The following is a 24,860-nucleotide window of genomic DNA, read 5'->3' as shown; positions in this document are numbered from 1 at the left end:
GTGTGGTTATTTAGTTTGGATAAATCTATTGTCAATTACAGGTTTGATGGTATCAGTCTTTTTAAAGTAGTCTATCATCGCATTTCTTATTTTATAATCAAGAGTATATAGGCTATCATTTACCTGAAAAAATCGCATTCTGTCTCCTCCATTATAAAGGTAATCATTAGTCGCAACGTAATAGGTTTTATCCTTTTCAATGGGATTGTTGTTTATTAAAGCTTGTGTAATATTATACGTTTTATCCAGGGTTAATTGTATTCCGCTTACAGGATGTGCACGCTTAGCCTGACTTAAATAATGTGTCATGCTATCTATTTGTTGTCCTTTTAGTGCGACTACTACAATACTGTTTTCAAAAGGCATAATTTCAAAAGCAGTTCTAGTGGTAATATTTCCTTTAGAAATTATAGATCTAATACCACCATGATTTAGGATAACAGCATCTATATTTTTTCCAGTACGTTTGTTAAAAATAGGATTACTTTCTTGCATAACAGCATCAGCCATAAGATTACCAATTGCAGTATTTAAATCACCATCACTTTTGCTATAAGTTTCTGGAGCGTAAGACAAAACAGCGTCCATGTCCTTATTTATGCTTTCGCGAAAGGGTTTTACAAAGTCATCGATAGCTTTATCTGTTGCTAAAGTGTCTGTAATTGTAATCTGTTTGCCTTCTATTTTACTCAACGAGTAAGTGTCTTGCTTACAAGAGTTTAAAACAGTAATTAAAAGCAAGATGAAAAGATGTTTGTATTTCATATTTAATGTTGAATAATTTAAAGCTAATATAGTTACAATTACTACATTTGTAATAAAGGAATAAAGATAAATGATTTTAAAAGGTTTTAAAGAAAAATCTAATAAAAAGTACATTATTAAATGTGCTCAAAGTCGTGTAATTGCACCAAACGCAAACAGGATTAAACATGTTGGAGTCCTAGTAAATAGTCATGAGTTTTCTGATCCAGAATGGATTAATAGTTTGTCAGAGCAATTAAAAATTAACGCTAAGGACTTAAAAATCTTATCTCTTTTTAATGGTAAAAAAAACGAAACGTCTGTTTATAACCATATTTTTTCTGAAAAAGAACTTGCTTGGAAAGGACAATTTAAATCACAAACAGTTAAAGATTTTTTAGCCAATAAATTTGATTTGTTGATTAACTTTTATGAAACCGATTCCTTAGCTTTGCAAGCTGTTAGTGCATCAGCCAATGCTGACTTAAAGGTAGGTCTGCATAATGCTAATCCTGACGTAAATGATTTAATTATAGATATTACAATAAAAGATAAAAACATCTTTAAAACCGAAATTATAAAATACCTAAACATTTTAAATAAATTAAGTAATGAATAACCCTTTTTTAGGCACAGGAATAGCAATTGTAACGCCATTTAATGATGATTTATCAGTAGATTACAAAGCGCTAGAAAATATTGTAGAATATAACATTACCAATGGTATCAATTATATAGTTATAAATGGTACAACAGGAGAAAGCGTTACAATTACAAAGCAAGAAAAACAGGATATAGTTGCTGCTATTATTAAGTATAACAAAGGACGTGTACCATTAGTTTTAGGTATTGGAGGTAGTAACACTGCACAGGTTGTAGAAGAAATTAAAGCTACTGATTTTACAGGTATTGCAGGAATACTATCTGTATCGCCTTATTACAGTAAGCCAACTCAGGAAGGTATGTATCAGCACTTTAAAGCGATAGCTCAAGTCTGTCCAATTGATATAATTTTATATAACGTTCCTGGCAGAACTTCTAAAAATATGACACCAGAAACAACGTTGCGTTTAGCAAAAGATTTTGATAATATAGTTGCAGTTAAAGAAGCTGGTAATAATGTGGCTCAATATTTAGAATTGTTAAGAGATAAACCAGACAATTTTTCTGTTATATCAGGAGACGACGACTTAGCTTTAGGTATCGTTTTAGCAGGTGGAGCAGGAGTAATATCAGTAATTGGACAAGGGTTACCTAAAGCTTTTTCTACAATGATAAATCTAGGTTTAGAAGGTAAAAACAAGGAAGCGTATCAACTTCATTTTAAAATGATGGATATCGTTAACATGATTTTTGAAGAAAATAATCCAGCAGGTATTAAGGCGGTATTAAATAGCCTTGAGTTATGTAATACAACCGTTAGATTACCTTTAGTTACTGCTACAACACAATTACAAAGTCGTATAAATACTTTTATGACTAATTTTAGTAAAAGTTAAATTATACTTAAACCTAAGTCCAACTTGATTTCTTCAATTAATTTAGCAATCAAATTATATTTTTAAAATCCATTTAAATAGCGTATTTTTGCGCTTCGTTAAAATTTTATGAAGAATTTACTTTACATCTTAATTACATTTTTAGTTTTCACTTCTTGTAGCGAGTATCAAAAGGCATTAAAGTCTGAAGATGTTGCTGTTAAGTTTTCAATGGGTGAAAAACTTTATAATGAAGGTAAGTATAACAAGGCAAGTCGTTTATTTACTCAAATTGTTCCTGCTTACAGAGGGAAGCCTCAAGCAGAAAAATTGATGTTTTTAGATGCCGATAGTTATTTTCATTTAGAAGATCATTATTTAGCAGGATATAGATTTGAGCGTTTTGCATCTGCGTATCCAAGAAGCGAAAAAGTAGAAGAAGCATACTATAAAAGTGCATTAAGTTATGCGCAATTATCTCCAGTGTATTCTAAAGATCAACACGATACAGATCATGCACTAGAGCAATTACAATTGTTTGCTAACTTATATCCAGACTCGCAATACATGCCAAAAATTAACGAGTTGGTTAAAGAGTTACAATACAAATTAGAATTAAAAGCATATAGTATTGCTAAGCAATACAATCATATTTCAGATTTTAAAGCTTCTATTAGTTCATTTGATAATTTTATTGCAGATTTTCCTGGTACAACCTTACGTGAAAAAGCGTTGTATTACCGTTTTGATTCTGCTTACCAATTAGCAATGAAAAGTGTAGAGTATAAAAAAGAAGAAAGATTAAATACAGCTATCGCATATTATAACAACTTTAAAAAAACAAATGCAGAGTCAGAGTTTATTAAAGATGCAGATAAACAGGTAGAGGATTTAAAAGAACAATTAGAAAAATATAGTACTAAAAGCTAATATATTATGGATTTAAAAAAAATCGACGCTCCTTTAACAACAACGACTTACAATAGAAACGAGATAGATGCACCAACAAATAACATCTATGAAGCTATTTCTGTAATTGCAAGAAGAGCAGAGCAAATTAATTCTGAAATTAAAAAAGAATTAATAGAAAAGCTTGAAGAGTTTGCTACATATAATGATAGCTTAGAAGAAATTTTTGAAAACAAAGAACAAATTGAAGTGTCTAAGTTTTACGAAAAATTACCTAAACCTCATGCTTTAGCAGTACAAGAGTGGTTAGACGATAAAATATACCACAGAAATACAGAGCAAGATAACCAAGACTAAACCTATGTCTATATTAAGTGGCAAAAACATACTATTAGGCATCAGTGCTGGTATTGCTGCTTACAAGACAGCCTCATTAGTCAGAGCATTTATAAAAGCAGGTGCAAACGTACAAGTCGTTATGACACCTGCTTCTAAAGACTTTGTGACACCACTCACACTGTCTACGCTTTCCAAAAATCCATTACACTCAACATTTACCAACGATCAAGATGATAACGCTATGTGGAATAACCACGTAGAGTTAGGGCTGTGGGCTGACTATATGGTTATTGCACCAGCAACAGCCAATACACTATCTAAAATGGCAAATGGTACGTGCGATAATTTATTATTAGCAACATATCTTTCTGCAAAATGCAAAGTCTATTTTGCACCAGCAATGGATTTGGATATGTATGTTCATCCCTCTTCAGTTAACTCATTTAAGACACTTCAAAGCTTTGGTAATGTTATGATTCCTGCAACATCAGGAGAATTAGCCAGTGGACTTGTTGGTCAAGGTCGTATGGCAGAACCAGAAGATATTGTCTCTTTTATAGAAAATGATATTATCAGTGGTTTGCCACTAAAAGACAAAACGGTTTTAATTACTGCAGGACCAACCTATGAAGCTATAGATCCTGTACGTTTTATAGGTAATCATTCCTCTGGTAAAATGGGATTTGAAATTGCCAAAGCAGCAGCAAATTTGGGAGCAAAAGTTGTTTTAATTTCTGGTCCAACACATCAAACTGTAAAACATAGTTTAATAACAGTCATACCAGTAATTAGCGCACAAGAGATGTATGATGCAGCCCATTTGCATTTTAACAGTGCAGACATTGCTATTTTATCTGCAGCTGTTGCAGACTATAGACCAAAAAATATTGCAACTCAAAAAATAAAAAAGAAAGAATCTACGTTAACCTTAGAACTAGAAAAGACCAAAGATATTTTAGCCTCTTTAGGACAAATAAAAACAACTCAATTTTTAGTTGGTTTTGCTTTAGAAACTAATAACGAATTAGAACATGCAAAATTGAAGCTAAAAAAGAAGAATTTAGATTTAATTGTTTTAAATTCGTTAAACGACAAAGGTGCAGGTTTTAAGTCAGACACTAATAAAGTAACTTTGATTAACAAGGAAGAAGAAGCTACTGTGTATCAATTAAAATCTAAAACAGAAGTTGCTAAAGACCTTTTTAATACTATAATAAATACATTAAATGCGTAAACTTTTATTTCTATTTTTAATTTGTTTTAGTGTTTCATTACAAGCTCAAGAGCTTAATGCAACAGTAGTTGTAAATGCACAATTAACAGGAGACGAAAATTTACAGCAATTTAAAACACTAGAAAAACAATTAAAAGAGTTTATTTCTGGTACAAAATGGACAAACAAAAAAGTTGAGCCTCAAGAGCGTATTGATTGTAATTTTGTAATTAATATTGGAGAATATTCTGGCAATAGCTACAAGGCAACTTTACAAGTCCAATCGTCAAGACCTGTTTTTGGATCAAGTTACACAACACCTATCTATAACATAAATGATAAAGATTTTACTTTTGAGTATGTCGAGTTTCAAAATCTAATTTATAATCCAACACAATACGCTTCTAATTTAATCTCTGTTTTAGCTTTTCATATCCATATGATTTTAGGTATGGATGCCGAGTCTTTTAAACAAGAAGGTGGAGATGAGTACTTTAGACAAGCACAAAATATTGTAAATTTTTCTCAACAAGAAAATTATTCTGGTTGGAAGCTAGAAGATGGTTTACAAAGTCGTTTTGCTTTAATAGATAATTTGTTATCACCAACATTTAAAGAGTTTAGAACCGTATTATATAATTATCATAGACGTGGTTTAGATACTATGAGTGATAATCAAAAGGATGCAAAAAACGAAATAGCTATAGCTTTAAGCTTATTTAATGACATGAACAGAAGACGTCCAAACTCGTATTTACTTCGTGTATTTTTTGATGCAAAAGCAGAGGAGATAGAACAGATTTTTAGCGAAGGTCCAAGTGTAGATATTGCTAATCTGGTCGATACTTTAAATAAAGTTGCGCCAATGCACTCTTCTAAATGGAGAAATATTAAATTTTAGACACTAATTATTTTCATTCTTAAAAAGCGTAAAACCAAAACTTTTCACTTTTTAAATTTTAACCTTTCACTTTAAGAATGCTTACTGGATTAACCATAAAAAATTACGCACTAATTGATCAACTTCAAGTTAATTTTAATGATGGCTTTACCATTATTACAGGAGAAACTGGAGCTGGTAAATCTATACTTTTAGGAGGCTTATCATTAATTTTAGGTAAACGTGCAGACTTATCTAGTTTACGTAATCCTGAAAAAAATGTATAATAGAAGCCTCTTTTGATATTTCTAAATACAAACTTAAAAACTTGTTTAAGGATCAAGATTTAGACTACGACACACAAACGATTATTAGACGAGAGATTTTACCATCAGGTAAATCTAGAGCGTTTGTAAACGACTCGCCTGTAAACTTGTCTAATTTGCAAGCGTTAGGAGAACATCTTATTGATATTCATTCGCAAAACGAAACATTACAGTTGGTCGATGACGCATTTCAATTTCAGGTTATTGATGCATTGGCAAATACAGAAGCTAATTTAGAAACCTATAATCTGCATCTAAAAGAGCATAAAGTATTACAAAAGCAGCTAAAACATTTACAGCAATTTCAGGCCGAAGCTATAAAGGAACATGACTATAATTCGTTTTTATTAAATGAATTAGTTGCTGCAAATTTAAAAGAAGGCGAGTTAGAAACTCTAGAAGAAGAGTATGAACTTTTAAATAATGTAGAAGCTATACAACTTAAACTAGAAGAAGTTAATGCGCTGTTAAGCGAAGAGCAAGCAGGTGTTTTAACATCACTTAGAGAGGTTAAAGCAGCCTTTCAAAAACTAGCTTTAATATCAAATACTTATCAAGATTTATTAGATAGGGTTACTAGTAGTTTAATTGATTTAGATGACGTTTTGGTTGATATTGAACGTTTTGAAGACAAATTAGACGCTGATCCAAATAGGCTAGAGGTTGTTAATGCTCAACTTATGACCATAAATAACCTAATGCAAAAGCATCTAGTCAAGTCTATTGCTGAGTTAATAGATATTAGAGAAGCATTATCTAAAAAAGTAGAGGCAACTGAAAATGCTGACCAAGATATTATAGATAAGCAAGAAGAAATTAAAGCATTAGAAAAATTATTAGATACCCAAGCTAACAGTATTACAGATAAGCGTAATAAAGCTATACCAGAATTAAAAAAACAATTAGAAGCGTTGTTAACGCAATTAGGTATGCCAAATGCACAGTTTAATATAAGCTTAGAAGCATCCAAAACGTTTTTATATAACGGAAAGGATAATTTAAACTTCTTATTTTCTGCCAATAAAGGTGGTCAATTTAACGTGTTAAAAAAAGCAGCATCTGGTGGAGAATTATCAAGAATAATGCTAGCTATTAAGTCTATTTTATCAAAATACGTTAAGCTTCCAAGTATTATGTTTGACGAGATTGATACAGGTGTTTCAGGAGAAATTTCTAATAAAATGGCAGATATTATGTCACAAATGAGTACTAAAATGCAAGTCTTTAGTATTACCCATTTACCACAAATTGCAGCTAAAGGAAACACGCATTATAAAGTTTATAAAGAAGACGTTAATGAAGTGACCACAACTAATTTAGTTAAATTGGACTATGATGAGCGTGTTGTAGAATTGGCTCAGATGTTGGGAGGGACTCAATTATCAGATTCGGCAATAGCACATGCTAAACAACTATTAAATTAGTGGCTAAATTTCCGCGAAAGCGAATTAAAAAAATTTTAAATACTATCTTTGACAGATAATATAATAAACTAACATATCAACTGATAAACTATAAGTTATGTCATACAATTTATTAAAAGGAAAAAGAGGAATCATATTTGGAGCATTAGACGAAAACTCTATAGCATGGAAAACAGCAGAACGTGTCCATGAAGAAGGTGGTACTTTTGTACTTACAAATGCACCAGTTGCAATGCGTATGGGTCAAATTAATGTTTTAGCAGAAAAAACGGGCTCTCAAATAATTCCTGCAGATGCAACAAGCGAGGAAGATTTACAAAATCTTGTTACGCAAGCAATGGAAATCTTAGGAGGTAAAATAGACTTTGTATTACACTCTATTGGTATGTCAATTAATGTTAGAAAAGGAAAACATTATACAGATCAAAACTATGCTTGGACACAAAAAGGAACAGATGTTTCTGCAATGTCTTTTCATAAAACAATGCAAACGTTATACAAGCAAGATGCAATGAATGAATGGGGAAGCATCGTGGCTTTAACTTATATGGCAGCACAACGTGTTTTTCCTGATTATAATGACATGGCAGATAATAAAGCCTATTTAGAAAGTATAGCACGTAGTTTTGGTTACTTTTTTGGAAGAGATAAAAAAGTTAGAGTTAACACAATATCACAGTCGCCAACACCAACTACAGCAGGTAGTGGAGTAAAAGGATTTGATGGATTTATCGCTTACGCGGAAAAAATGTCGCCTTTAGGTAATGCTACAGCTTTAGATTGTGCAAACTACACAGTATCGTTATTTAGTGATTTAACTAAGCGTGTGACTTTACAAAACCTGTTTCATGATGGTGGTTTTAGTAACATGGGAGTTAGCGATGCAGTAATGAGCGCATTTGTAGATGGTATTGATAAATAGACACTACTAATACAATTTTAAAAAAGCCTTACAGAAATGTAAGGCTTTTTTTATGTAATTAAACTACTGGTAATCAGTTGTGTGTAAAAACTTACAATTCTATTAATTACATTTAACATAAGGTTAATGGTATTTTAACCCTTTTTTAAGACTTCTTGTCGATTTGATGTATATGATAGTGCTAGGTTAAGAATAAATCAATATTTTTAGAAGATGATTAATTAATTACTAACTTATACTAAACTTATGATGAAAAAAATTACTTTATTATTTTTATTGATGCTTTTTGCTTTACAGTCCTTTTCTCAGGTCTGTTCTAGCTTTACATCAACAACCACTAACACTACTACTTTTATAGATGCTGTTAGTACCACAAACGGTGTAGTAAATATCTCTAATACAGGATCGGGATTAGATTCTGGAGATGCAACTATTCGTTATGTTAATAATTTTGATACAATGTCAGTATCCACTTATCCAGGTGGTACATTTGACTTTAATGTTGTAATACAAGGAGGTACCGTTGGTTGTGCTGTATGGGTAGATTGGAATGGTGACGATGTTTTTGATATTGCTACAGAAACAGTATTTAACACAGTATCGTATGGTAGTGGTCCTTTTACAGGGAGCATAACAGCACCATCATCTACTATAGATGGAGATTATGTTATGCGTGTCATGATAGATTGGAATGATTCTAATCCAAATGATAACGCTTGTTCTTTTGAATTTGCCTCAGGAAGAGGAGAGGTTGAAGATTATAAAGTTACAGTTGATGCTGCATTAGCACCATCGTGTATTGCACCATCTGCTCTTACATTTGAAGCAACTACATTAACTACATCAGATCTTAGTTGGTCAGAAAATGGTACTGCTACAAGTTGGAATGTAGAATTGGTTAATGTAACTGAAGGAGAAACAGTTACAGGAATAGCTACAGCTACAGGAGTAACTAACCCTTATTCTGCTTCAGGATTAACTGCAGGAAATCAATACGAGTTTTATGTTCAGGCGGATTGTATTGCAGATGGGACTTCAGAATGGTCTGGACCTTTTTCATGGACTCAACCATTAGAAGGTGATGTTTTTAGTTTACCATTAGCTATTATACCTTCAGAAGTAGGAACTGCTTGTGAAACTTCGAACTATACTTTTTCTTATGATTTTTCTACAGGAATTACTGATAGCGGAATGAGTAGCACTTGTGGGACGACTTCAACATTTGATATGTTTTTCTCATGGACAGCTACAAGTGATGGACTAATTTGGAATGATGGCGCGTCAAATCCTGGAGTTGCAGTTTATGACGCAACAGGGACGCAAATAGTTTGTTTAGGTACTTTTGCACCAGTAGATTCTCAGTTAAGCGGTTGGGCAATTGGAGATGAATTAATTATTCAGGTTTACGATTTTGGAACAACTGGAACTAATCCAGTATCTTTTTGTTTAACTCAGTACAATTTACCTGATTTACCAGAGTGTGCAACTAATACAACGTCAACACCAGATGCTACTTGTGGTAGTTTAGATACAGTATTATCTTGGGATGCTGTGGTACTTGCAGAAGGTTATAATTTAACGGTTGGTACTACAACAGGAGGTAATGACATTCTTGATAATGTTGATGTTGGAGATGTATTATCTTATAGTGTAGGTAACCAAACAGAAGACACTACTTATTACTGGACATTAACACCTTATAATGTTTCAGGTTCTGCAGAAAATTGTACAGAAAATAGTTATACTACAATTGCTGTTGGATGTTATTGTGTTTCTACACCTTCAAGTAATGATGGTACTGGAATAGGAAATTTACAAGTAGGTACTACAGATTTTCCAAGTGCAGGTGATGTAACATATGAAGATTTTACAGGTACACCTGTAGATTTAGGTCAAGGAATTACAGCTAATGTTGTAATTACGTTTATGACTAATTATACATATAACACAAATATTTGGATTGACTTAAATGATGATTTAGTTTTTGATGATGCAACTGAATTATTATATTCAGGTGAATCTCCAGATAGTAATACAGGAACTGATATTTTAGATGCATCTTTCTTAATGCCAGCTACTGCTACTTTAGGACAACACAGAATGAGAATTGGTACTGCAGACACTGGTCAAGCAACTCCAAATTCTTGTTATAATGGTACTTATGGTGTAACTATGGATGTAGATGTTAACATAATAGTTGTATCATGTATTGCGCCAACTGGAACAGCAACTTTAGTTACCGATTGTGATAATACACAATTTTATGTTGATGTTGATGTAACAGGTTTAGGGGATGGAACATCTCAAATTAATGATGGAACAAATACTTATCCTGCAACTGCTTTAGGTGTGGTGCAAGTTGGACCTTATGCAGATGGAACATCAGTGACATTAGTGTTAGAAAATGGTACAGACAGTGCATGTGATACAGCATTAGGAACTTTTAATTATTCTTGTCCTCCTGCTAATGACTTATGTGGTGGAGCAATTGATTTGACAGTTGGTTTTGCTTTTGCAGATAATGCAATTGTAGGAACTAATACAGCAGCAACTGGCTCTGGAGAATTACCTTTACCAGGTTGTGCTTCTTACGATCCTGCAGATGCTTCGGGTAATGGAGGAGATGTTTGGTTCAGTGCTATTGTTCCTGCAAACGGAATGCTTACATTAGAGGTTAATACAGAAACTGGAGGTATTACAGATACAGGAGGTGCTGTTTATTCAGGATCTTGTGGTTCTTTAACATTAGTTGAATGTAATGATGATGGAAGTGCTAATGGTGCTCATCCAATTATAAATATTGATGATATGGCTTTAGCTGGTCAAACTGTATATTTTAGAGTTTGGGAGTATGGAGGTGATAGTGCTGGAGATTTCCAAGTTTCTGCATATTCTCCTGTACCTAACGACGAGTGTACAGCTGCCGAAGCATTAACAATAGGAGTTGAAATTACAGGAGATAATACTGGAGCAACAGATTCTGGTGTAGCTGCAGATTGTTTTACAGGTGCAGTTGCTGATTTATGGTACTCATTTGTAGCACCTCCTTCAGGAGAAGTTACAGTGACTACAACTGCTGCTCAATATGGTGTTTATACAGATTGTGCTGGTACAGCAGTTGGTGCTTGTAATACATCAGTAGTTGGTGGATTAACGGATGGTACAACTTACTACGTGAGAGTGAGTGATGATGGTACTGCAAGAGCACAAGCTCCAGGATCGTTTACTTTATTACTTTCTGAGTCTTCTTTAAGTACTGCAGAGTTTAATACAGAAGCTTTATTCTCTTACTATCCAAACCCAGTTAATGACAACTTAACATTAAAAGCTCAAAAAGAGATTTCTAATGTATCAGTTTATAACATGTTAGGACAAGAAGTGTATAGAAACGCACCTAATAGTGTAGATAACCTAGTAAACATGTCTGACTTACAGTCAGGAGCATACTTTGTTAAAGTTACTATTGGAGATGTTACTGAAACAATAAAAGTAATTAAGAAATAATCTTAAACTTTAATACAATTAAAAGCCACCTTTTTAGGTGGCTTTTTTTATACGTTTAACTTACATTTGTTATATGGAATTAAGTTTTTCGTTTATTATACCTGTTTATAATCGTCCTATTGAGATTGAGGAGCTATTAGAAAGCTTTCTAACCTTAAAAGGTAACTATAGCTACGAAATTGTAATTGTAGAAGATGGATCTACCATTACGTCTAAAGCTATCGTAGATAAATACATGGATAATCTTGATATATCCTATTATTTTAAGTCAAATTCAGGACCAGGAGATTCCAGAAATTTTGGAATGCAACACGCTAAAGGTAATTACTTTATTATTTTAGATAGCGATTGTTTATTGCCAAGTCACTACTTGCAAGAGGTAGAAGCTAGCTTAAAACTTAATTATGTAGACTGTTTTGGCGGACCAGATAAAGCACATCATTCGTTTTCAAATCTTCAAAAAGCGATAGATTTTAGTATGACGTCTGTAATTACAACAGGAGGCATTAGAGGTAATAAATCTAGTTTGGATAAGTTTCAACCTAGAAGTTTTAACATGGGATTATCAAAATTAGCATTTGAAGCTACCAAAGGATTTGGTAATATCCATCCTGGAGAAGATCCTGATTTGTCTATTAGACTATGGGACTTAGGATTTAAAACAACTTTATTTCCAGAAGCTTATGTGTACCATAAAAGACGTATATCTTGGAGTAAATTTTATAAACAAGTTAATAAATTTGGTTCCGTAAGACCTATTTTAAATAAGTGGCATCCACAAACTAAAAAAATCACCTATTGGTTTCCAACAGTGTTTTTTATTGGAGTTATTATAGCTTTGGTTTTAACACTGTTTAATCTATTTTTACCATTATACTTAGTGTTATTTTATTATTGTCTAATCTTTGTTGTAGCAGTATTAAAAACTAAAAATATTATTATTGCTTTTCAGGCTTTATTAGCAGTATCCATCCAGTTTTTTGGATATGGTTACGGATTTTTAAAGTCAACAATATTATTACATTTTAAGTCAGAAAAACCAGAAGTAATTTTTCCTCATTTATTTTTTAAAAATTAAGGCATGCAAAAACTTAAATTGAAAATATTAGGATTGTTTAAAAGTAAAAAGATCAATATATTTTTACTGTTTTTTGTTTTAGCTTTTTCAATTTTAGTTTTAACAAAATTATCTAAAGTATATACAGCCACATTAGCCTTTAAAGTAAAACCTAAGGATATTAGTGATACGCATGTTATAGTAAATTCAAACAATCCAGAGCTTGATATTACAATACAAACTACAGGTTTTAATTGGCTTAGGTATGCTATTAAAAGACCAGAATTAGATATTAATTTTAAAACAGACATTTCAAAAAAAGATTCAACTTTAATTTGGAGTGTTTCCAAAGGGTTTTCAAATATTAATAAACAGTTTGATAAAGAAGAAAAAATTATCAGTATTAATCCGGACACACTACTTTTTAGATTTGATGTCAATGATGTAAAATATGTACCAATAATCTTAGACTCTAAAATTCAATATGCTAAAGGGTATAACACTTTAGATACTTTAAAAACTGTACCTGATAGTGTTAAGTTAATTGGGCCAAGTTCTGTTTTAAAAACAATTAGTAAAGTAAAAACTCAGTATTTAGAATTAAAGGAGGTGAAATCCGATGTAAATAAAACGTTGTTACTGCAATTGGATAGTTTAAATAAAAATATTAAAACCAATATAAAGCAAGCTAAGTTGATGGTTAATGTTTCTAAATTCTCTGAAGGCGTTTTAGACATTCCAATCCAAATAATTAATATTCCGGAAGGTGTAAAAGTTAACTATTTTCCAAAGCAAGTGTCCTTAAGTTTTACCACAAGCTTGGAAAAATTTAATACAATAAAGTCAGAAGATTTTAATATCGTTTGCGATTATAACGATGCTTCTGGAAATACAACTTTAGCACCAAAATTAATTAAACAGCCAAATAATGTTAAAAACATTAGGTTATTGCAACAAAAAATTGAATTTATAATTACAGAATGACACCAACAATAGTAGGCTTAACAGGAGGTATAGGTAGCGGAAAAACTACAGTTGCTAATTATTTTAAAGCATTAGATGTGCCAGTTTATATTGCTGATAATGAAGCCAAAGCATTAATGGATCGTTCTAAAGTTATTAAACGTAAATTAATTAAGCTTTTTGGTGATAGTGCTTACGTTGAGGATACATTAAATAAACCTTTTATTGCTAGTCAGATATTTAGTAATCAAGCTTTACTAAAAAAAATGAATGCAATTGTGCACCCAAAAGTTGCAAAACATTTCTCTAATTGGGTAAAAAAACAAAACGCTCCATACGTTATTAGCGAAGTCGCTATAATTTTTGAAAACGGAAGTCAAGGCAAATACGATTATATAATTACTGTCGTAGCACCAGAACAGACTAGACTAAATCGAGTAATTAAACGTGATAACTCGTCTGAAGCTAAGGTTAAAGCAATCATGAATAACCAATGGACTGACCAACAAAAGACAGAATGTTCAGATTTTGTAATTAATAATACCGATTTAAAAGACACAAAACTTCAGGTTCAAAATATTCATAGTAAACTCTTAAAATCTATAACAAAGAATTAAATTTTAACGTTTTTGTTAATGTAAGGTTAAATGGTAACATTGCTAAATGTTAAAATCTTAATTTTGGATGATGAACAAAAGGATTTTTTTGTGTTAGTCGTTTTAATGAGTTGTTCCCTAATAGGAATCATACTAGTTCAGGCGTATTATATAAATAATTCACTTCAAAATACTGAAAAGCAGTTTAACTTCAATGTAAGAAAAGCACTAAGCTATGTGTCTAACATTGTAGAAAATGAAGAAAAGGAGGATTATTTAAGAAAGTTTAATGATTTATTAAGCAATGGATCAATTAATGTAAATGATACAACTGCAATTATAAACATTTACATTAAAGAGGATAATCCTGATACAAACGAAACAGTAATTTATCGAAACGGTATATTAGAAGAAAATTATAAAGTATCATCAGCGCTCTTTGACATAGGTTTAGATAGTTTAAACGTAAAACGTATTTTACAAAAAAGAGAAACCGAAATTATTGAAAACAACTCTATAGATGGTAGTAAAAACCTATCATCAATGCTTGCAAGGTTAAGTAAACTTAATGAAAGTACACGTATAGCTTTAGAGACTGTTTATAAAGATAAAGCCTATTTAAAACCAATACACAAACGTGTTGACGTGGACAAAATCAATAGGTTACTAGCATTAAAATTGTTAGAAAATGATATTGATATAGGTTACGAATTTGCAATATATAGCAACGATTTAGCAACAAAAATTAAAACTCAAGATTTTCAGTTAAATCCAGCATCTACGTTTAGTGTACCATTTTTTTATAATGAAAATGATAAAAGTAATTACAGACTATTAGTTAATTTTCCAGAACGTAAAAAGTTTATATTATCATCAATTTTAACGATGCTAATATTATCTATAGTTTTTACTTTAATTATCGTCATAGCTTATTCTAGCGCATTATATCAATTAATAAAACAACGTCAAATTTCTGAAATTAAAACAGATTTTATTAATAATATGACGCATGAGTTTAAGACGCCAATTGCGACTATTAATTTAGCATTAGATTCCATTAAAAACCCTAAAATAATTGACGACAAAGAAAAAGTCCTACGTTATTTAGGCATGATAAAAGAAGAAAATAAGCGTATGCATGCGCAAGTGGAAAATGTACTAAGAATATCTAAACTTGAAAAAAACGAACTAAACATTAGTAAGGAACGTGTGGAACTTAACGACTTAGTAGAAGATGCTATATCACACGTAGAGTTGATTATTGAAGATAGAGGTGGACATATTGAAACACATCTTGATGCCGAAAAATCTTCGGTTTTAGCAAACGAAACACACTTTACAAATGTATTAGTAAACGTATTGGATAATGCAATTAAGTATTCTCCAGATGCACCAAAAATTATTGTCACTACAGAGCTGGCAGGAAATAATATATTAGTGCATATAAAAGACCACGGAAGTGGTATGGGTAAAGCAGCTCAAAAACGTGTGTTCGAAAAATTTTATAGAGAGCATACAGGTAACATACATAATGTTAAAGGTCATGGATTGGGCTTAGCATATGTAAAACGAATAGTTGAAGACCATCATGGTCATATATCAGTAGAAAGTGAAAAAGAAAAAGGAAGTACTTTTACAATAAAGCTTCCGTTAATCTCGTAGTATTATGGATGAACAATTAAAAAGAATATTATTAGTAGAAGATGACCCAAATTTTGGAACAGTCTTAAAAGATTATTTATCAATGAATGATTACGAAGTTACCCATGCAAAAAATGGTATGGAAGGCTTTGAAAAATTTAAACGTGGTGATTTTGATTTATGTATTTTAGATGTCATGATGCCATATAAAGATGGATTTACTTTAGCTAAAGAAATTAGAGAGAAAAATGCAGAAGTGCCTATCGTATTTTTAACTGCTAAAGCCATGAAAGAGGACGTGCTTAAAGGTTATAAAGTTGGTGCAGATGACTATTTAAATAAACCTTTTGATAGTGAAGTCTTATTAATGAAGATAAAAGCTATCATGCAACGTAAAGCAAACGATACAGTTGCGGATAGTAAACAATTTGAATTTAAAATTGGAGGATTTGATTTAAACTCTAAGCTTAGATTTTTAACATACAATGGAGGAGAACAAGTTAAGTTATCTCCTAAAGAAAACGAATTACTACGTATGTTAGCATTGCATGAAAACGATTTAATGCCACGTGAGTTAGCATTAACTAAGATATGGAGAGATGATAATTACTTTACATCTAGAAGTATGGACGTGTATATTGCTAAACTTAGAAAGTATTTAAAGTTAGATCCAAATGTGGAAATTTTAAATATTCATGGAGAAGGATTTAGATTAGTAGTTAATCAAAACGATTAATTATCAAATATATATATTAAAAAAAGCTAGCATTTATGCTGGCTTTTTTTGTTTAATAAATCGAGTCTAAAATAATTTTAGCAACATTAGGTTTATAATGGCTGCTTTCAAAATAATTACTAATAGGCTCTGTTAAATTATTTTTCCCTGAAAAGTCATAGACTTTATCTTTACCAAAAATAGAATAGAGTAGTACTAATTGTTCTTCTTCCATTGGGATTTGATCATACAAAGGCGAAACAACGATTTTGTAATTAGTATCATGTTTATTAAATATAGATTTTATTTTATTAAGTAAATCTATTTCTCTTTTAGTTTTTTGTAATGTAATATTAGATTCTTGAGGTCTTTGATAAAATACACCTTGTTGTTTCAATTTATTATAATAGCCTAAACTGTCTTCTTTAATCTCTTTAGCTAATCCGTAATACGAATCATTGAAAATTGGTGTAAACGTATCTGGATATTTGTCCATACGTACATAATTTTTCATATAAGTTCTATATGTTTTAAATAAAGTAAAATCTGTGTAAGCCATCATAAATCGTGGATTTAGATTTGCTAAAATATAACTACTATAAAATTCGTATTTAGAAACATCATTAAACTCCACTGGGTTGATGTATAAATGATTTAATCTTTTTTTGTTCCAGCCAACACCTCGCGATCAATAATAATTAATGCATGGTTTATTGACGAACTTAAATGGTCTAAAAATTCTAATTTTTTATAAATACCATATAAATCTTCACTATGTGCATTATAATGAAACGGAACCGATTTTTCTGGTAAGTAGTGCTTCCAGATTGGAGTCTTAAAGGCTTGAGATCTTGAGCTACCAAAAATAAAACTATCATAATTTACACTGTCTTTATTTTTTTGAAAAATCTTTGTAGATACGTAAGTTCTATTTAATGTAGTTATATCTTGATTATAATAGTTATCATAATCTTTAAAAATTTTAAAAATATCTAAGGATAAAACTATTAGTACATAGAGTATAATAGGAATAAAAAAGAATGCTAATTTTTTTAAAAAAATTTTCATTCTATCTCAGATTCTATTTTGGTAATTATAGTGGTCAAAGGTGTTTGATAGTCAAACCAAAGGGTTTCAGGTTTTCTTCTAAACCAAGTTAATTGGCGTTTTGCAAACCGTCTAGAGTTTTTCTTAATTTCAGAAACAGCAAAATCTAATGTCCAAGTTTTATCTAAATAATTAAAAATTTCTTTGTAGCCAACAGTGTTAAGACTGTTTAGATTTTTAAAGGGAAGTAAGGACTCTACTTCTTTAATTAACCCATTAGCAACCATAATATCCACTCGCTGGTTAATTCTGTCGTAAATAACATTACGATCAGCCTCAAGTCCTATGGTAATTGTTTTAAATGGTCTTTGGTTTTTATCTTTATTTAAAAAGGAAGAATAGGGTTGCCCACTGCCAATACAAATTTCTAAAGCACGAATGACACGTTGCGGATTATCAATTTTTATTGTGTTATAGGATTGCTTATCTAAAGTTTTCAGCTTAAGCTGAAGTATTTCCAAACCTTCCGTTTCTAATTGTTTATTTAGTTGCTCTCTTATCTTTTTATCGACCTCAGGAAAATAATCTAAACCGTTAGTAACAGCATCAACATACAATCCAGAACCACCAACCATTATAACAACGTCATTAGTTTTATGTAGATTTGTTATGCAGTCGATTGCTTCTTTTTCAAAAGCACCAACATTATAGTCTTCTGTTATAGATTTATTATGTATAAAATAATGTTTAGCAGCTGCTAATTCTTCTGCTGTAGGAGCAGCAGTACCAATACTCATTTCTTTAAAAAACTGCCTGGAATCTGCAGATATTATTTGGGTATTAAAATGATTAGCCAACTTAATACTAAGTGCAGTTTTACCAATAGCTGTTGGTCCAACAATTGAGATTAAATATTTGTTAGCGTGTTTCAAATTTATTGTAATTAAGTAATTGTTTAGTGTAGATTGTTACCGCAAACTCTGCAAAAGTTGGCATCATCGTCATGATTGTCTTCATGACAATTAGAGCATCTTTGTGTATTTAAATTTAGTTTCTTACTTGTTGGATTAGAGGGTTGGTCCTCAGATTTTTTTAAGCTTTTGGAATATTCTGCAGACACAATTCCTGTAGGTACTGCTATAATACCATAACCTAAAATCATGATAATAGTGGTAATAAATTGTCCAAGTGCAGTTTGTGGTGCAATATCCCCAAAACCAACTGTAGTTAATGTTACAATACACCAATAGACGCTTTTTGGAATGTTTGTAAATCCGTTATCTTCACCTTCGACCAAATACATAATGGTTCCAAAAATTACGGACGATATTAATACAGCAAATAAAAACACAAATATCTTTACACGACTAGCAATAATGGAATCTCTTAATTGGTTTGATGCTCCAAGATATCTTGCTAATTTAAGTATTCTAAAAACACGTAGTAAGCGTAACGCTCTAAGAGTTACTAAAGCGTGTGATCCTGCAAAAATAAACGAGATGTACATTGGTATTGTAGATAGTAAATCTAAAATACCGTAAAAGCTAAAGATGTATTTAAATGGCTTTTTTACTGTAATTATGCGTAAAATATATTCGATACTAAAAAAGATAGTTATAATCCACTCGCCAACATATAACGCGTTGTGGTACTTTTTATCAATGTGATTTACACTTTCTAACATAACTAGTAGTATACTAGCTAAAATTAAAATAAGTAAAACGACGTCAAAAAACTTACCAGCAGGCGTGTCTGCTTCATAAATAATTTCATGAAGTTTATCTTTCCAATAAGTTTTATCGTTTGTTGGGCTCATGTGGTAAAAATACTAAATTAACATTAGATATTTTTTTCTAAAACTATAACCGAGTTATTTTGAATATTTACAATGTTGCTAAAAAAAGATTTTAGTTCAGTATAGTAATTAGTTGGGTAAATTGTATTGTAAAAATTAATCCTAAAAGATAAATCAATGTTACCATTTTTTGGTTGAGTTAAAAAATTAAGTAAGCCAGAGTTATTTGATAATTCAATAGTTTTATCTAGAGGCTTATCAGCAATTTTATACTTATCATTTGTGTCAATTTGAATGTAATAAATAAGGTTGTTTTTATATCCAAAATCAATAGGATATGTCCTTGTATTAAGTTGTAAAGGGTTTTTTGTAAAAAACTTAAATATAAAAGGGTCCAAGTATATTTTATCGCCAATTACAGTTAATGGACCTGATATTGATATGGTCTCTGTATATATTGCTTTATCGTTTTTATTTGTGTCTACTTGACTATTTTCAAAAGTTAAATCAGGATATTTTTCTCTGAAGTACTTTAAATTATTAAGATTGTTTTTTTTGTACAATTGACGCGCATCCAAAGCATCATATCCTAATTTTGTTGTTGTTAATGTTCCAGAAAAGGTATTATCATCATTAATTTTGATATTAACTTTATGTTGTGTTGTAGAATTGATATTAGTGTTTAGGTCTATCCAACGACTATCATTGTCAAAATCCATTTCGCGACCATACTCATTTAAACATTTAAATGGAATTTGTCCAAAGACTAATAAAGGGTCTGTTGCATCTAAAAAATAAGATTTTCCATTAATTTCGGCTCTTAAAATCACATAATTAAATTCTGAAATTACAGGATACAGTGTAGTGATAAATCCGTTTTCTCTTGTAGAAATTAAAACAGGATAGGTTACTATATCATGTCTTTTTAAAAGGTTATATAGAAGTAGGTTGATTTCGGCTACATTACCTGTTTTTTCCTCAATAATATCTTTAATGGACACATCTTTAAAAATTCGATAATAGCCATTCCAAGTATAATTATTTTTAACATAATTAAAAATGTATTTAGCTTTATCTAAATCACTTTTTTGATCCAATAAGGTTGGGTCTATTAGTTTTTTTACTAGACTTTCTTTTTTTAGTTGTTTTCCAAAATCTTCATTTTGTTTAAGTTCATCATCCGCAGTTTCCCATGTTTTGGTAATGTTTTGTACAGAGCCATCAAAGCCTTTTATTACTTTTAATTCATATTCCATTCTAGAAATATAATTTTTAGAAGCAGTCGTGTAATCTTCTTCTATAAAAGCAGGTATATCTTTCATTACATACTTACCTATGGTACAGTCTGCACTTGCACCATTGTCTAATTGGATACAGTATTTTTTTATATCACTTTGATTGACGCTTAACTTAAGCTCTCCTACAAGCTTTATATTATAATCGTAGTTTCCTGGTATGCTAGTATTGTACTCGCTGTATAGCTTTGGTATGTCTTCTTGAAATTTCCATGAGTTAAAATTGAATAAAAATGGACTTTCAAAGGTGTAGCTATATGTAATAACAGACCCTTCTTTTATATTAGGTAAAACAAATTTAAATATGGTGTAATTATCGTTAACCTTTTCTTCAAATACTTGAGAAGGATCTAAGTTAATTCGGGTAACTTTACCATCTTCAATATTAGTTGTTGTAGCAACTAAGTTTGTGATTTTTTCTGATTTTCTATCAGAATTGTATAAATTAACCTCAATATTAGCTTGGTCAAATCCGTTACGGTTTAAAATTTTAACTTTCTTCTTATAGTCTAAAACTAAGTTGAACGTTTTTTTATGAATTTCGGCATCTCCATATTCATAAAGTACTATGGCATTTGCAGTGGTGTCTTGTTTAAATTCATTTAATTCTAAATCAGCTCTTGTCGTCGTTAAATTTTCAGTATTAAATTGGCTTTGAGCGACTAAAAATTTTGAAAAGAGTAGCGTAATAAGAAATATTTTTTTCATTATAAATCTATAATTTTTATGCGTTTATTTTTTCTTAGGTAACTTTGTATGATGTGTTGTTGATCTCTATTATTCTCCATTGGAGTAATGATAGACTCTAGAATGTCCAAATTATTAATTTGGTAATTTAAATTATAAAAGCCAAAACCTTTAAATATTCCATTCTGAATTAAAATGGCACTACGCTCATCTACCTCTCGACCACGATCAATAATGACCATGTTTTTGTTTTTGTAGCTGTATTTATCTAATAATTCTTGTACACGTTTATTATAATCCTCTGGAGATTCCTTTTGTATGCATGCACCTGCACATGTTTTTACTTCATAATGGAAGCAACTGGTTTTGGTTTTATAAATACCTGATAGTTTTTGACACAAATTAAATTGTTCGACCATTTTTTCTAAAAAATGACGTCCACTTTGTCTAGTGCTAAAGGTTGTTATGCAAGGTTTTCTACCATCAGCTTTATCAATGGTAAGATTAATATAACCGTTATCGTCTATAAAACTGTATAGTGCATGTGTAAAAATACTTCTGCGTAAAGCTCTATTTAATATAGGTTTATTACGCTTAATCTCTTCGCTTTCTTTTAAAAGCGCCACTAATTCACTTCCTGTAGCTTCATATTTTACAGCTGCTACTTGTGTTTGCATTTTCTTGGACTTTGGTGTAGTACCAGTAAAATGTTGATTAACGCGATTTTTTATGTTCTTACTTTTTCCAATATAGATTAACTCACCATCTGCTTTATACATGTAGTAAACTCCAGTAACAGAGGTTAAATTATCAATAATATCTATTAACCTAGGCTCCATCTGGAATTTTGGTTCTTTTTTAATAGATTCCTTAATAATTGTTTTGTTAGTATCCTTAGTAAGTAATAGCTTAAAAAGTTTAACGGTTGCTAAAGCATCTCCAGAGGCACGATGCCTATCTGTTACAGGTATACCTAAAGATCTAACTAGTTTACCTAAACTGTAAGATTTTTGATCAGGAATTAAATCTTTAGACAACTCAACTGTGCAAAGGGTTTGTCTTTTAAAAGGAAATCCAAGACGTTTAAACTCGGTTTTTAATATACGATAATCAAATTGCGCATTGTGAGCCACTAAAATAGTGTCTTCTGTAATTTCAACGATTCGCTTAGCTATCTCGTAAAATTTAGGCGCATTTTTAAGCATTTTGCTATTTATACCTGTAAGATTAACCACAAAGGGTTGAATCTCTCGTTCTGGATTTACTAAACTTATAAACTGGTCTACAACCTCATGACCATCAAATTTGTAGATAGCAATTTCGGTTATTCCTTCTTCATTAAACTTACCACCAGTGGTTTCTATGTCGACTATTGTGTAAATAAAGTTTGTTTTTTAATTATAATTTCTAGCACCAAATATACTACTTCCCACTCTAACCATTGTGCTACCACAATCGATTGCTAATTGATAATCACCACTCATTCCCATACTAATTGTCTTTAAACTAGGATGTATTGTTTGCAGCGAATCAAACGTAGTTTTAAGTAAATCAAATTCTTGTTTAATCTGATTTTGGTCTTTAGTAAATGTAGCCATTCCCATCACGCCAATAACATTAATATTAGTTAAAGCTGAAAATTCTTCAGATTTAAGTAAACTAGTTGCGTCTGGTATAGACATTCCAAATTTAGAATCTTCCGATGCTATTTTAATTTGAAGTAAACAATCGATGCTTCTATCGTGCTTTTTAGCTTGTTTATTAATTTCTTTAAGTAATTTAAAGCTCTCCACACCATGTATTAAATCTACAAACTCAGCCATATACTTTACTTTATTAGTTTGTACGTGACCAATCATGTGCCATTTAATGTCCTTTGGCATTTCTTGATGTTTATCTGCCATTTCTTGGATTTTGTTTTCTCCAAAAATGCGTTGACCAGCATTGTAGGCTTCCATTAAATCACTAACAGGTTTTGTTTTAGAAACCGCAACTAAAGTTACATGATTAGGAAGTGTAGCTTGTATTTGATTTAGGTTTTGTTTAATTGACATTTGCTTTATTTTTTTGCTTAAAACTCGTAAATAGTAACACCACTTCTAATTTTAGGCTCGATATAAGTACTTTTTGGTGGCATTGTTAATCCGTCGTCTGCAATTTGCTTCATCTGAGAAATTGTTGCAGGAATCATACCAAAACCAACAGTAAATTCTTTACTATCCACCTTACTTTTTAAATTTACAATATCTTTTTTACCACTAAGGTAATGTATGCGATTATCGTTGCGTAAATCTGTGATTCCTAAAATAGGCTGTAATATGGTTTTAAAAAGTACTTGTGCATCTAATTCGTCCAAAGACGTATCAAATGTATATTCTGTTTTTCTTAAATATAATGAGTAAAATTCGCCATCTAAATACATACTAAAGTGATGTGATTTTGAGGGTTGGTAAGGTGTTAATCCTCTGTTTTCAATTCGATAAACGGTATCTAGTTGAATTAAAAATTCTTCTTTAGTTAAGCCATTTAAATCTTTTACTAAACGGTTAAACTCGTGTATGCGTAATTCGGATTCCGAAATTAAATAACTCATAAAAAAGTTATAGCTTTCTTGACCAGAATGATTTTTGTTTTCGTTTTTTAAATCCTCACAAAGTAATTGTGAAGAGGCAGACCTATGATGTCCATCTGCAATGTACAACGTTGGCATTTTGCTAAAATTAGTTGTAATAGCTTGGATGTCTGTGTCGTTTTCAATTAACCATAAATAGTGCGTGTCTCTGTATGTTGTTGTAAACTCAAACTCGGCACGCTCTTTTTGTTTTTCGGTTATAATTTTAGAGATCGTATCATTATCAGGATAGGTTAGTAGTACAGGTTCTGCATTAAAACCAACGGTTTTTAAATAGTCTTTAAAAACGGTTTCGCGAGAAGCGATAGTATCCTCATGTTTTTTAATAATATTATTGTTATAATCGTCTACGCTAGCAGCTGCAACAATACCATTAAATACTTGAGAATCACGATCTACTATTTTGTAAATGTAAAAACAAGGTTTTTGATCTTGCTTAAATACACCATCTTCTTTAAATTCAGAATATCTGTTTTTAACTAACTTATAACGTGCTTCTCCAGAGATTTCTTTATCATATTTGTAACCAGGATTTACAATGTGTAAAAACGAAAATGGATTATGGTCTAAACGTGCTTCTCTTTCGGGTTGCGTATAACTTTGATAGGAACGTGAGGCTACTAAACTAACCTTATCTCTAGTAGGTCTAACCGCTTTAAATGGTAGTATTTTAGTCATTGTTATTGCAAATAA

Annotated in this window: 24 protein-coding genes; 15 read left to right on the top strand and 9 right to left on the bottom strand. The window is 31.0% G+C overall.

The genetic code is table 11. The features are described from left to right. Positions 1-6: 6 nt before the first annotated feature. The gene (locus AC0L3M_RS06010) at positions 7-765 is read right to left on the bottom strand and encodes a 5'-nucleotidase C-terminal domain-containing protein (protein ID WP_292948555.1); all 759 of its coding nucleotides are present in this window, start codon (positions 763-765) and stop codon (positions 7-9) included. A 70-nt stretch (positions 766-835) separates the two neighbouring features. Between AC0L3M_RS06010 and AC0L3M_RS06005 the strand changes: the two genes are divergently transcribed. The 15 genes from AC0L3M_RS06005 (at position 836) to AC0L3M_RS05935 (ending at position 16,732) form a co-directional block, all read left to right on the top strand. Then, positions 836-1,363, top strand: coding sequence for a DUF6913 domain-containing protein (locus AC0L3M_RS06005; RefSeq protein WP_473432205.1), 528 nt, complete (start codon positions 836-838; stop codon positions 1,361-1,363). Next, positions 1,356-2,243 carry a 4-hydroxy-tetrahydrodipicolinate synthase gene (gene dapA / locus AC0L3M_RS06000; protein WP_145002002.1) on the top strand — a complete coding sequence of 296 codons (888 nt, stop codon included), beginning with the start codon at positions 1,356-1,358 and terminating at the stop codon, positions 2,241-2,243. The genes AC0L3M_RS06005 and dapA overlap by 8 nt, the downstream gene beginning before the upstream one ends. A gap of 108 nt (positions 2,244-2,351) precedes the next feature. Beyond that, positions 2,352-3,152 carry an outer membrane protein assembly factor BamD gene (locus AC0L3M_RS05995; protein ID WP_145002001.1) on the top strand — a complete coding sequence of 267 codons (801 nt, stop codon included), beginning with the start codon at positions 2,352-2,354 and terminating at the stop codon, positions 3,150-3,152. Between the two features lie 6 nt (positions 3,153-3,158). Then, entirely contained in the window at positions 3,159-3,488 is a 330-nt protein-coding gene (locus AC0L3M_RS05990) for a DNA-directed RNA polymerase subunit omega (RefSeq protein WP_292948562.1), read from the top strand. Positions 3,489-3,492: 4 nt separating this feature from the next. Continuing rightward, positions 3,493-4,704: a bifunctional phosphopantothenoylcysteine decarboxylase/phosphopantothenate--cysteine ligase CoaBC gene (gene coaBC / locus AC0L3M_RS05985; RefSeq protein WP_473432204.1), complete on the top strand. Its 1,212-nt coding sequence runs from the start codon at positions 3,493-3,495 to the stop codon at positions 4,702-4,704. Continuing rightward, entirely contained in the window at positions 4,697-5,584 is an 888-nt protein-coding gene (gene porD, locus AC0L3M_RS05980; protein WP_292948566.1) for a type IX secretion system protein PorD, read from the top strand. Before coaBC ends, porD begins: the two co-directional genes overlap by 8 nt. Before the next feature lie 77 nt (positions 5,585-5,661). Further along, entirely contained in the window at positions 5,662-5,850 is a 189-nt protein-coding gene (locus tag AC0L3M_RS05975; protein ID WP_473432203.1) for an AAA family ATPase, read from the top strand. A 41-nt stretch (positions 5,851-5,891) separates the two neighbouring features. Beyond that, complete coding sequence (locus AC0L3M_RS05970) at positions 5,892-7,313, top strand: DNA repair protein RecN (protein WP_473432202.1); 1,422 nt, start codon at positions 5,892-5,894, stop codon at positions 7,311-7,313. 97 nt (positions 7,314-7,410) lie between these two features. Further along, entirely contained in the window at positions 7,411-8,235 is an 825-nt protein-coding gene (locus AC0L3M_RS05965; protein ID WP_145001996.1) for an enoyl-ACP reductase FabI, read from the top strand. A 246-nt stretch (positions 8,236-8,481) separates the two neighbouring features. Continuing rightward, a complete protein-coding gene (locus tag AC0L3M_RS05960) occupies positions 8,482-11,739 on the top strand; it encodes a GEVED domain-containing protein (RefSeq protein WP_473432201.1) in 3,258 nt (1,085 codons plus the stop codon). Between the two features lie 73 nt (positions 11,740-11,812). Then, on the top strand, positions 11,813-12,817 hold the full coding sequence (locus AC0L3M_RS05955) for a glycosyltransferase family 2 protein (protein WP_473432200.1): 1,005 nt from the start codon (positions 11,813-11,815) through the stop codon (positions 12,815-12,817). A gap of 3 nt (positions 12,818-12,820) precedes the next feature. Continuing rightward, on the top strand, positions 12,821-13,780 hold the full coding sequence (locus AC0L3M_RS05950) for a CdaR family protein (protein WP_473432199.1): 960 nt from the start codon (positions 12,821-12,823) through the stop codon (positions 13,778-13,780). Beyond that, positions 13,777-14,376 carry a dephospho-CoA kinase gene (gene coaE, locus AC0L3M_RS05945; RefSeq protein WP_292948577.1) on the top strand — a complete coding sequence of 200 codons (600 nt, stop codon included), beginning with the start codon at positions 13,777-13,779 and terminating at the stop codon, positions 14,374-14,376. The genes AC0L3M_RS05950 and coaE overlap by 4 nt, the downstream gene beginning before the upstream one ends. Before the next feature lie 105 nt (positions 14,377-14,481). After that, positions 14,482-16,017 (top strand): sensor histidine kinase, encoded by a 1,536-nt coding sequence (locus tag AC0L3M_RS05940; RefSeq protein WP_473432475.1) that lies wholly within the window; start codon positions 14,482-14,484, stop codon positions 16,015-16,017. A 4-nt stretch (positions 16,018-16,021) separates the two neighbouring features. Beyond that, a complete protein-coding gene (locus AC0L3M_RS05935; RefSeq protein ID WP_028281877.1) occupies positions 16,022-16,732 on the top strand; it encodes a response regulator transcription factor in 711 nt (236 codons plus the stop codon). 52 nt (positions 16,733-16,784) lie between these two features. Here AC0L3M_RS05935 and AC0L3M_RS05930 read toward each other — a convergent pair whose 3' ends face one another. From AC0L3M_RS05930 to AC0L3M_RS05895, 8 genes are all read right to left on the bottom strand, one after another. Beyond that, a complete protein-coding gene (locus AC0L3M_RS05930; protein WP_473432198.1) occupies positions 16,785-17,225 on the bottom strand; it encodes a hypothetical protein in 441 nt (146 codons plus the stop codon). 140 nt (positions 17,226-17,365) lie between these two features. Further along, a complete protein-coding gene (locus AC0L3M_RS05925; RefSeq protein WP_473432197.1) occupies positions 17,366-17,779 on the bottom strand; it encodes a hypothetical protein in 414 nt (137 codons plus the stop codon). Next, positions 17,776-18,690: a tRNA (adenosine(37)-N6)-dimethylallyltransferase MiaA gene (miaA, locus tag AC0L3M_RS05920; protein WP_473432196.1), complete on the bottom strand. Its 915-nt coding sequence runs from the start codon at positions 18,688-18,690 to the stop codon at positions 17,776-17,778. Before miaA ends, AC0L3M_RS05925 begins: the two co-directional genes overlap by 4 nt. A gap of 23 nt (positions 18,691-18,713) precedes the next feature. After that, positions 18,714-19,574: an ion transporter gene (locus AC0L3M_RS05915; RefSeq protein WP_473432195.1), complete on the bottom strand. Its 861-nt coding sequence runs from the start codon at positions 19,572-19,574 to the stop codon at positions 18,714-18,716. 23 nt (positions 19,575-19,597) lie between these two features. Then, positions 19,598-21,556 (bottom strand): DUF3857 domain-containing protein, encoded by a 1,959-nt coding sequence (locus tag AC0L3M_RS05910; protein WP_473432194.1) that lies wholly within the window; start codon positions 21,554-21,556, stop codon positions 19,598-19,600. Beyond that, positions 21,556-22,917, bottom strand: coding sequence for an exonuclease domain-containing protein (locus tag AC0L3M_RS05905; protein ID WP_292948638.1), 1,362 nt, complete (start codon positions 22,915-22,917; stop codon positions 21,556-21,558). Before AC0L3M_RS05905 ends, AC0L3M_RS05910 begins: the two co-directional genes overlap by 1 nt. Before the next feature lie 12 nt (positions 22,918-22,929). Beyond that, the gene (locus AC0L3M_RS05900; RefSeq protein WP_473432193.1) at positions 22,930-23,589 is read right to left on the bottom strand and encodes a YggS family pyridoxal phosphate-dependent enzyme; all 660 of its coding nucleotides are present in this window, start codon (positions 23,587-23,589) and stop codon (positions 22,930-22,932) included. Positions 23,590-23,606: 17 nt separating this feature from the next. Beyond that, complete coding sequence (locus AC0L3M_RS05895) at positions 23,607-24,845, bottom strand: DUF1015 domain-containing protein (RefSeq protein WP_473432192.1); 1,239 nt, start codon at positions 24,843-24,845, stop codon at positions 23,607-23,609. Positions 24,846-24,860 lie beyond the last annotated feature (15 nt).

The organism is Olleya sp. KJ81-1, from assembly GCF_055808135.1.
Note: the sequence above shows the minus strand (reverse complement) of the source record. Positions and strands in the feature narration are given on the sequence as shown.

What these genes read in the sequence shown, in the direction of transcription:
- AC0L3M_RS06010 (WP_292948555.1), bottom strand. Translation starts at nt 765, where the DNA reads ATGAAATACAAACATCTTTTCATCTTGCTTTTAATTACTGTTTTAAAC.
- AC0L3M_RS06005 (WP_473432205.1), top strand. Translation starts at nt 836, where the DNA reads ATGATTTTAAAAGGTTTTAAAGAAAAATCTAATAAAAAGTACATTATT.
- dapA (WP_145002002.1), top strand. Translation starts at nt 1,356, where the DNA reads ATGAATAACCCTTTTTTAGGCACAGGAATAGCAATTGTAACGCCATTT.
- AC0L3M_RS05995 (WP_145002001.1), top strand. Translation starts at nt 2,352, where the DNA reads ATGAAGAATTTACTTTACATCTTAATTACATTTTTAGTTTTCACTTCT.
- AC0L3M_RS05990 (WP_292948562.1), top strand. Translation starts at nt 3,159, where the DNA reads ATGGATTTAAAAAAAATCGACGCTCCTTTAACAACAACGACTTACAAT.
- coaBC (WP_473432204.1), top strand. Translation starts at nt 3,493, where the DNA reads ATGTCTATATTAAGTGGCAAAAACATACTATTAGGCATCAGTGCTGGT.
- porD (WP_292948566.1), top strand. Translation starts at nt 4,697, where the DNA reads ATGCGTAAACTTTTATTTCTATTTTTAATTTGTTTTAGTGTTTCATTA.
- AC0L3M_RS05975 (WP_473432203.1), top strand. Translation starts at nt 5,662, where the DNA reads ATGCTTACTGGATTAACCATAAAAAATTACGCACTAATTGATCAACTT.
- AC0L3M_RS05965 (WP_145001996.1), top strand. Translation starts at nt 7,411, where the DNA reads ATGTCATACAATTTATTAAAAGGAAAAAGAGGAATCATATTTGGAGCA.
- AC0L3M_RS05960 (WP_473432201.1), top strand. Translation starts at nt 8,482, where the DNA reads ATGATGAAAAAAATTACTTTATTATTTTTATTGATGCTTTTTGCTTTA.
- AC0L3M_RS05955 (WP_473432200.1), top strand. Translation starts at nt 11,813, where the DNA reads ATGGAATTAAGTTTTTCGTTTATTATACCTGTTTATAATCGTCCTATT.
- AC0L3M_RS05950 (WP_473432199.1), top strand. Translation starts at nt 12,821, where the DNA reads ATGCAAAAACTTAAATTGAAAATATTAGGATTGTTTAAAAGTAAAAAG.
- coaE (WP_292948577.1), top strand. Translation starts at nt 13,777, where the DNA reads ATGACACCAACAATAGTAGGCTTAACAGGAGGTATAGGTAGCGGAAAA.
- AC0L3M_RS05940 (WP_473432475.1), top strand. Translation starts at nt 14,482, where the DNA reads ATGAGTTGTTCCCTAATAGGAATCATACTAGTTCAGGCGTATTATATA.
- AC0L3M_RS05935 (WP_028281877.1), top strand. Translation starts at nt 16,022, where the DNA reads ATGGATGAACAATTAAAAAGAATATTATTAGTAGAAGATGACCCAAAT.
- AC0L3M_RS05930 (WP_473432198.1), bottom strand. Translation starts at nt 17,225, where the DNA reads ATGAAAAATTATGTACGTATGGACAAATATCCAGATACGTTTACACCA.
- AC0L3M_RS05925 (WP_473432197.1), bottom strand. Translation starts at nt 17,779, where the DNA reads ATGAAAATTTTTTTAAAAAAATTAGCATTCTTTTTTATTCCTATTATA.
- AC0L3M_RS05915 (WP_473432195.1), bottom strand. Translation starts at nt 19,574, where the DNA reads ATGAGCCCAACAAACGATAAAACTTATTGGAAAGATAAACTTCATGAA.
- AC0L3M_RS05910 (WP_473432194.1), bottom strand. Translation starts at nt 21,556, where the DNA reads ATGAAAAAAATATTTCTTATTACGCTACTCTTTTCAAAATTTTTAGTC.
- AC0L3M_RS05900 (WP_473432193.1), bottom strand. Translation starts at nt 23,589, where the DNA reads ATGTCAATTAAACAAAACCTAAATCAAATACAAGCTACACTTCCTAAT.
- AC0L3M_RS05895 (WP_473432192.1), bottom strand. Translation starts at nt 24,845, where the DNA reads ATGACTAAAATACTACCATTTAAAGCGGTTAGACCTACTAGAGATAAG.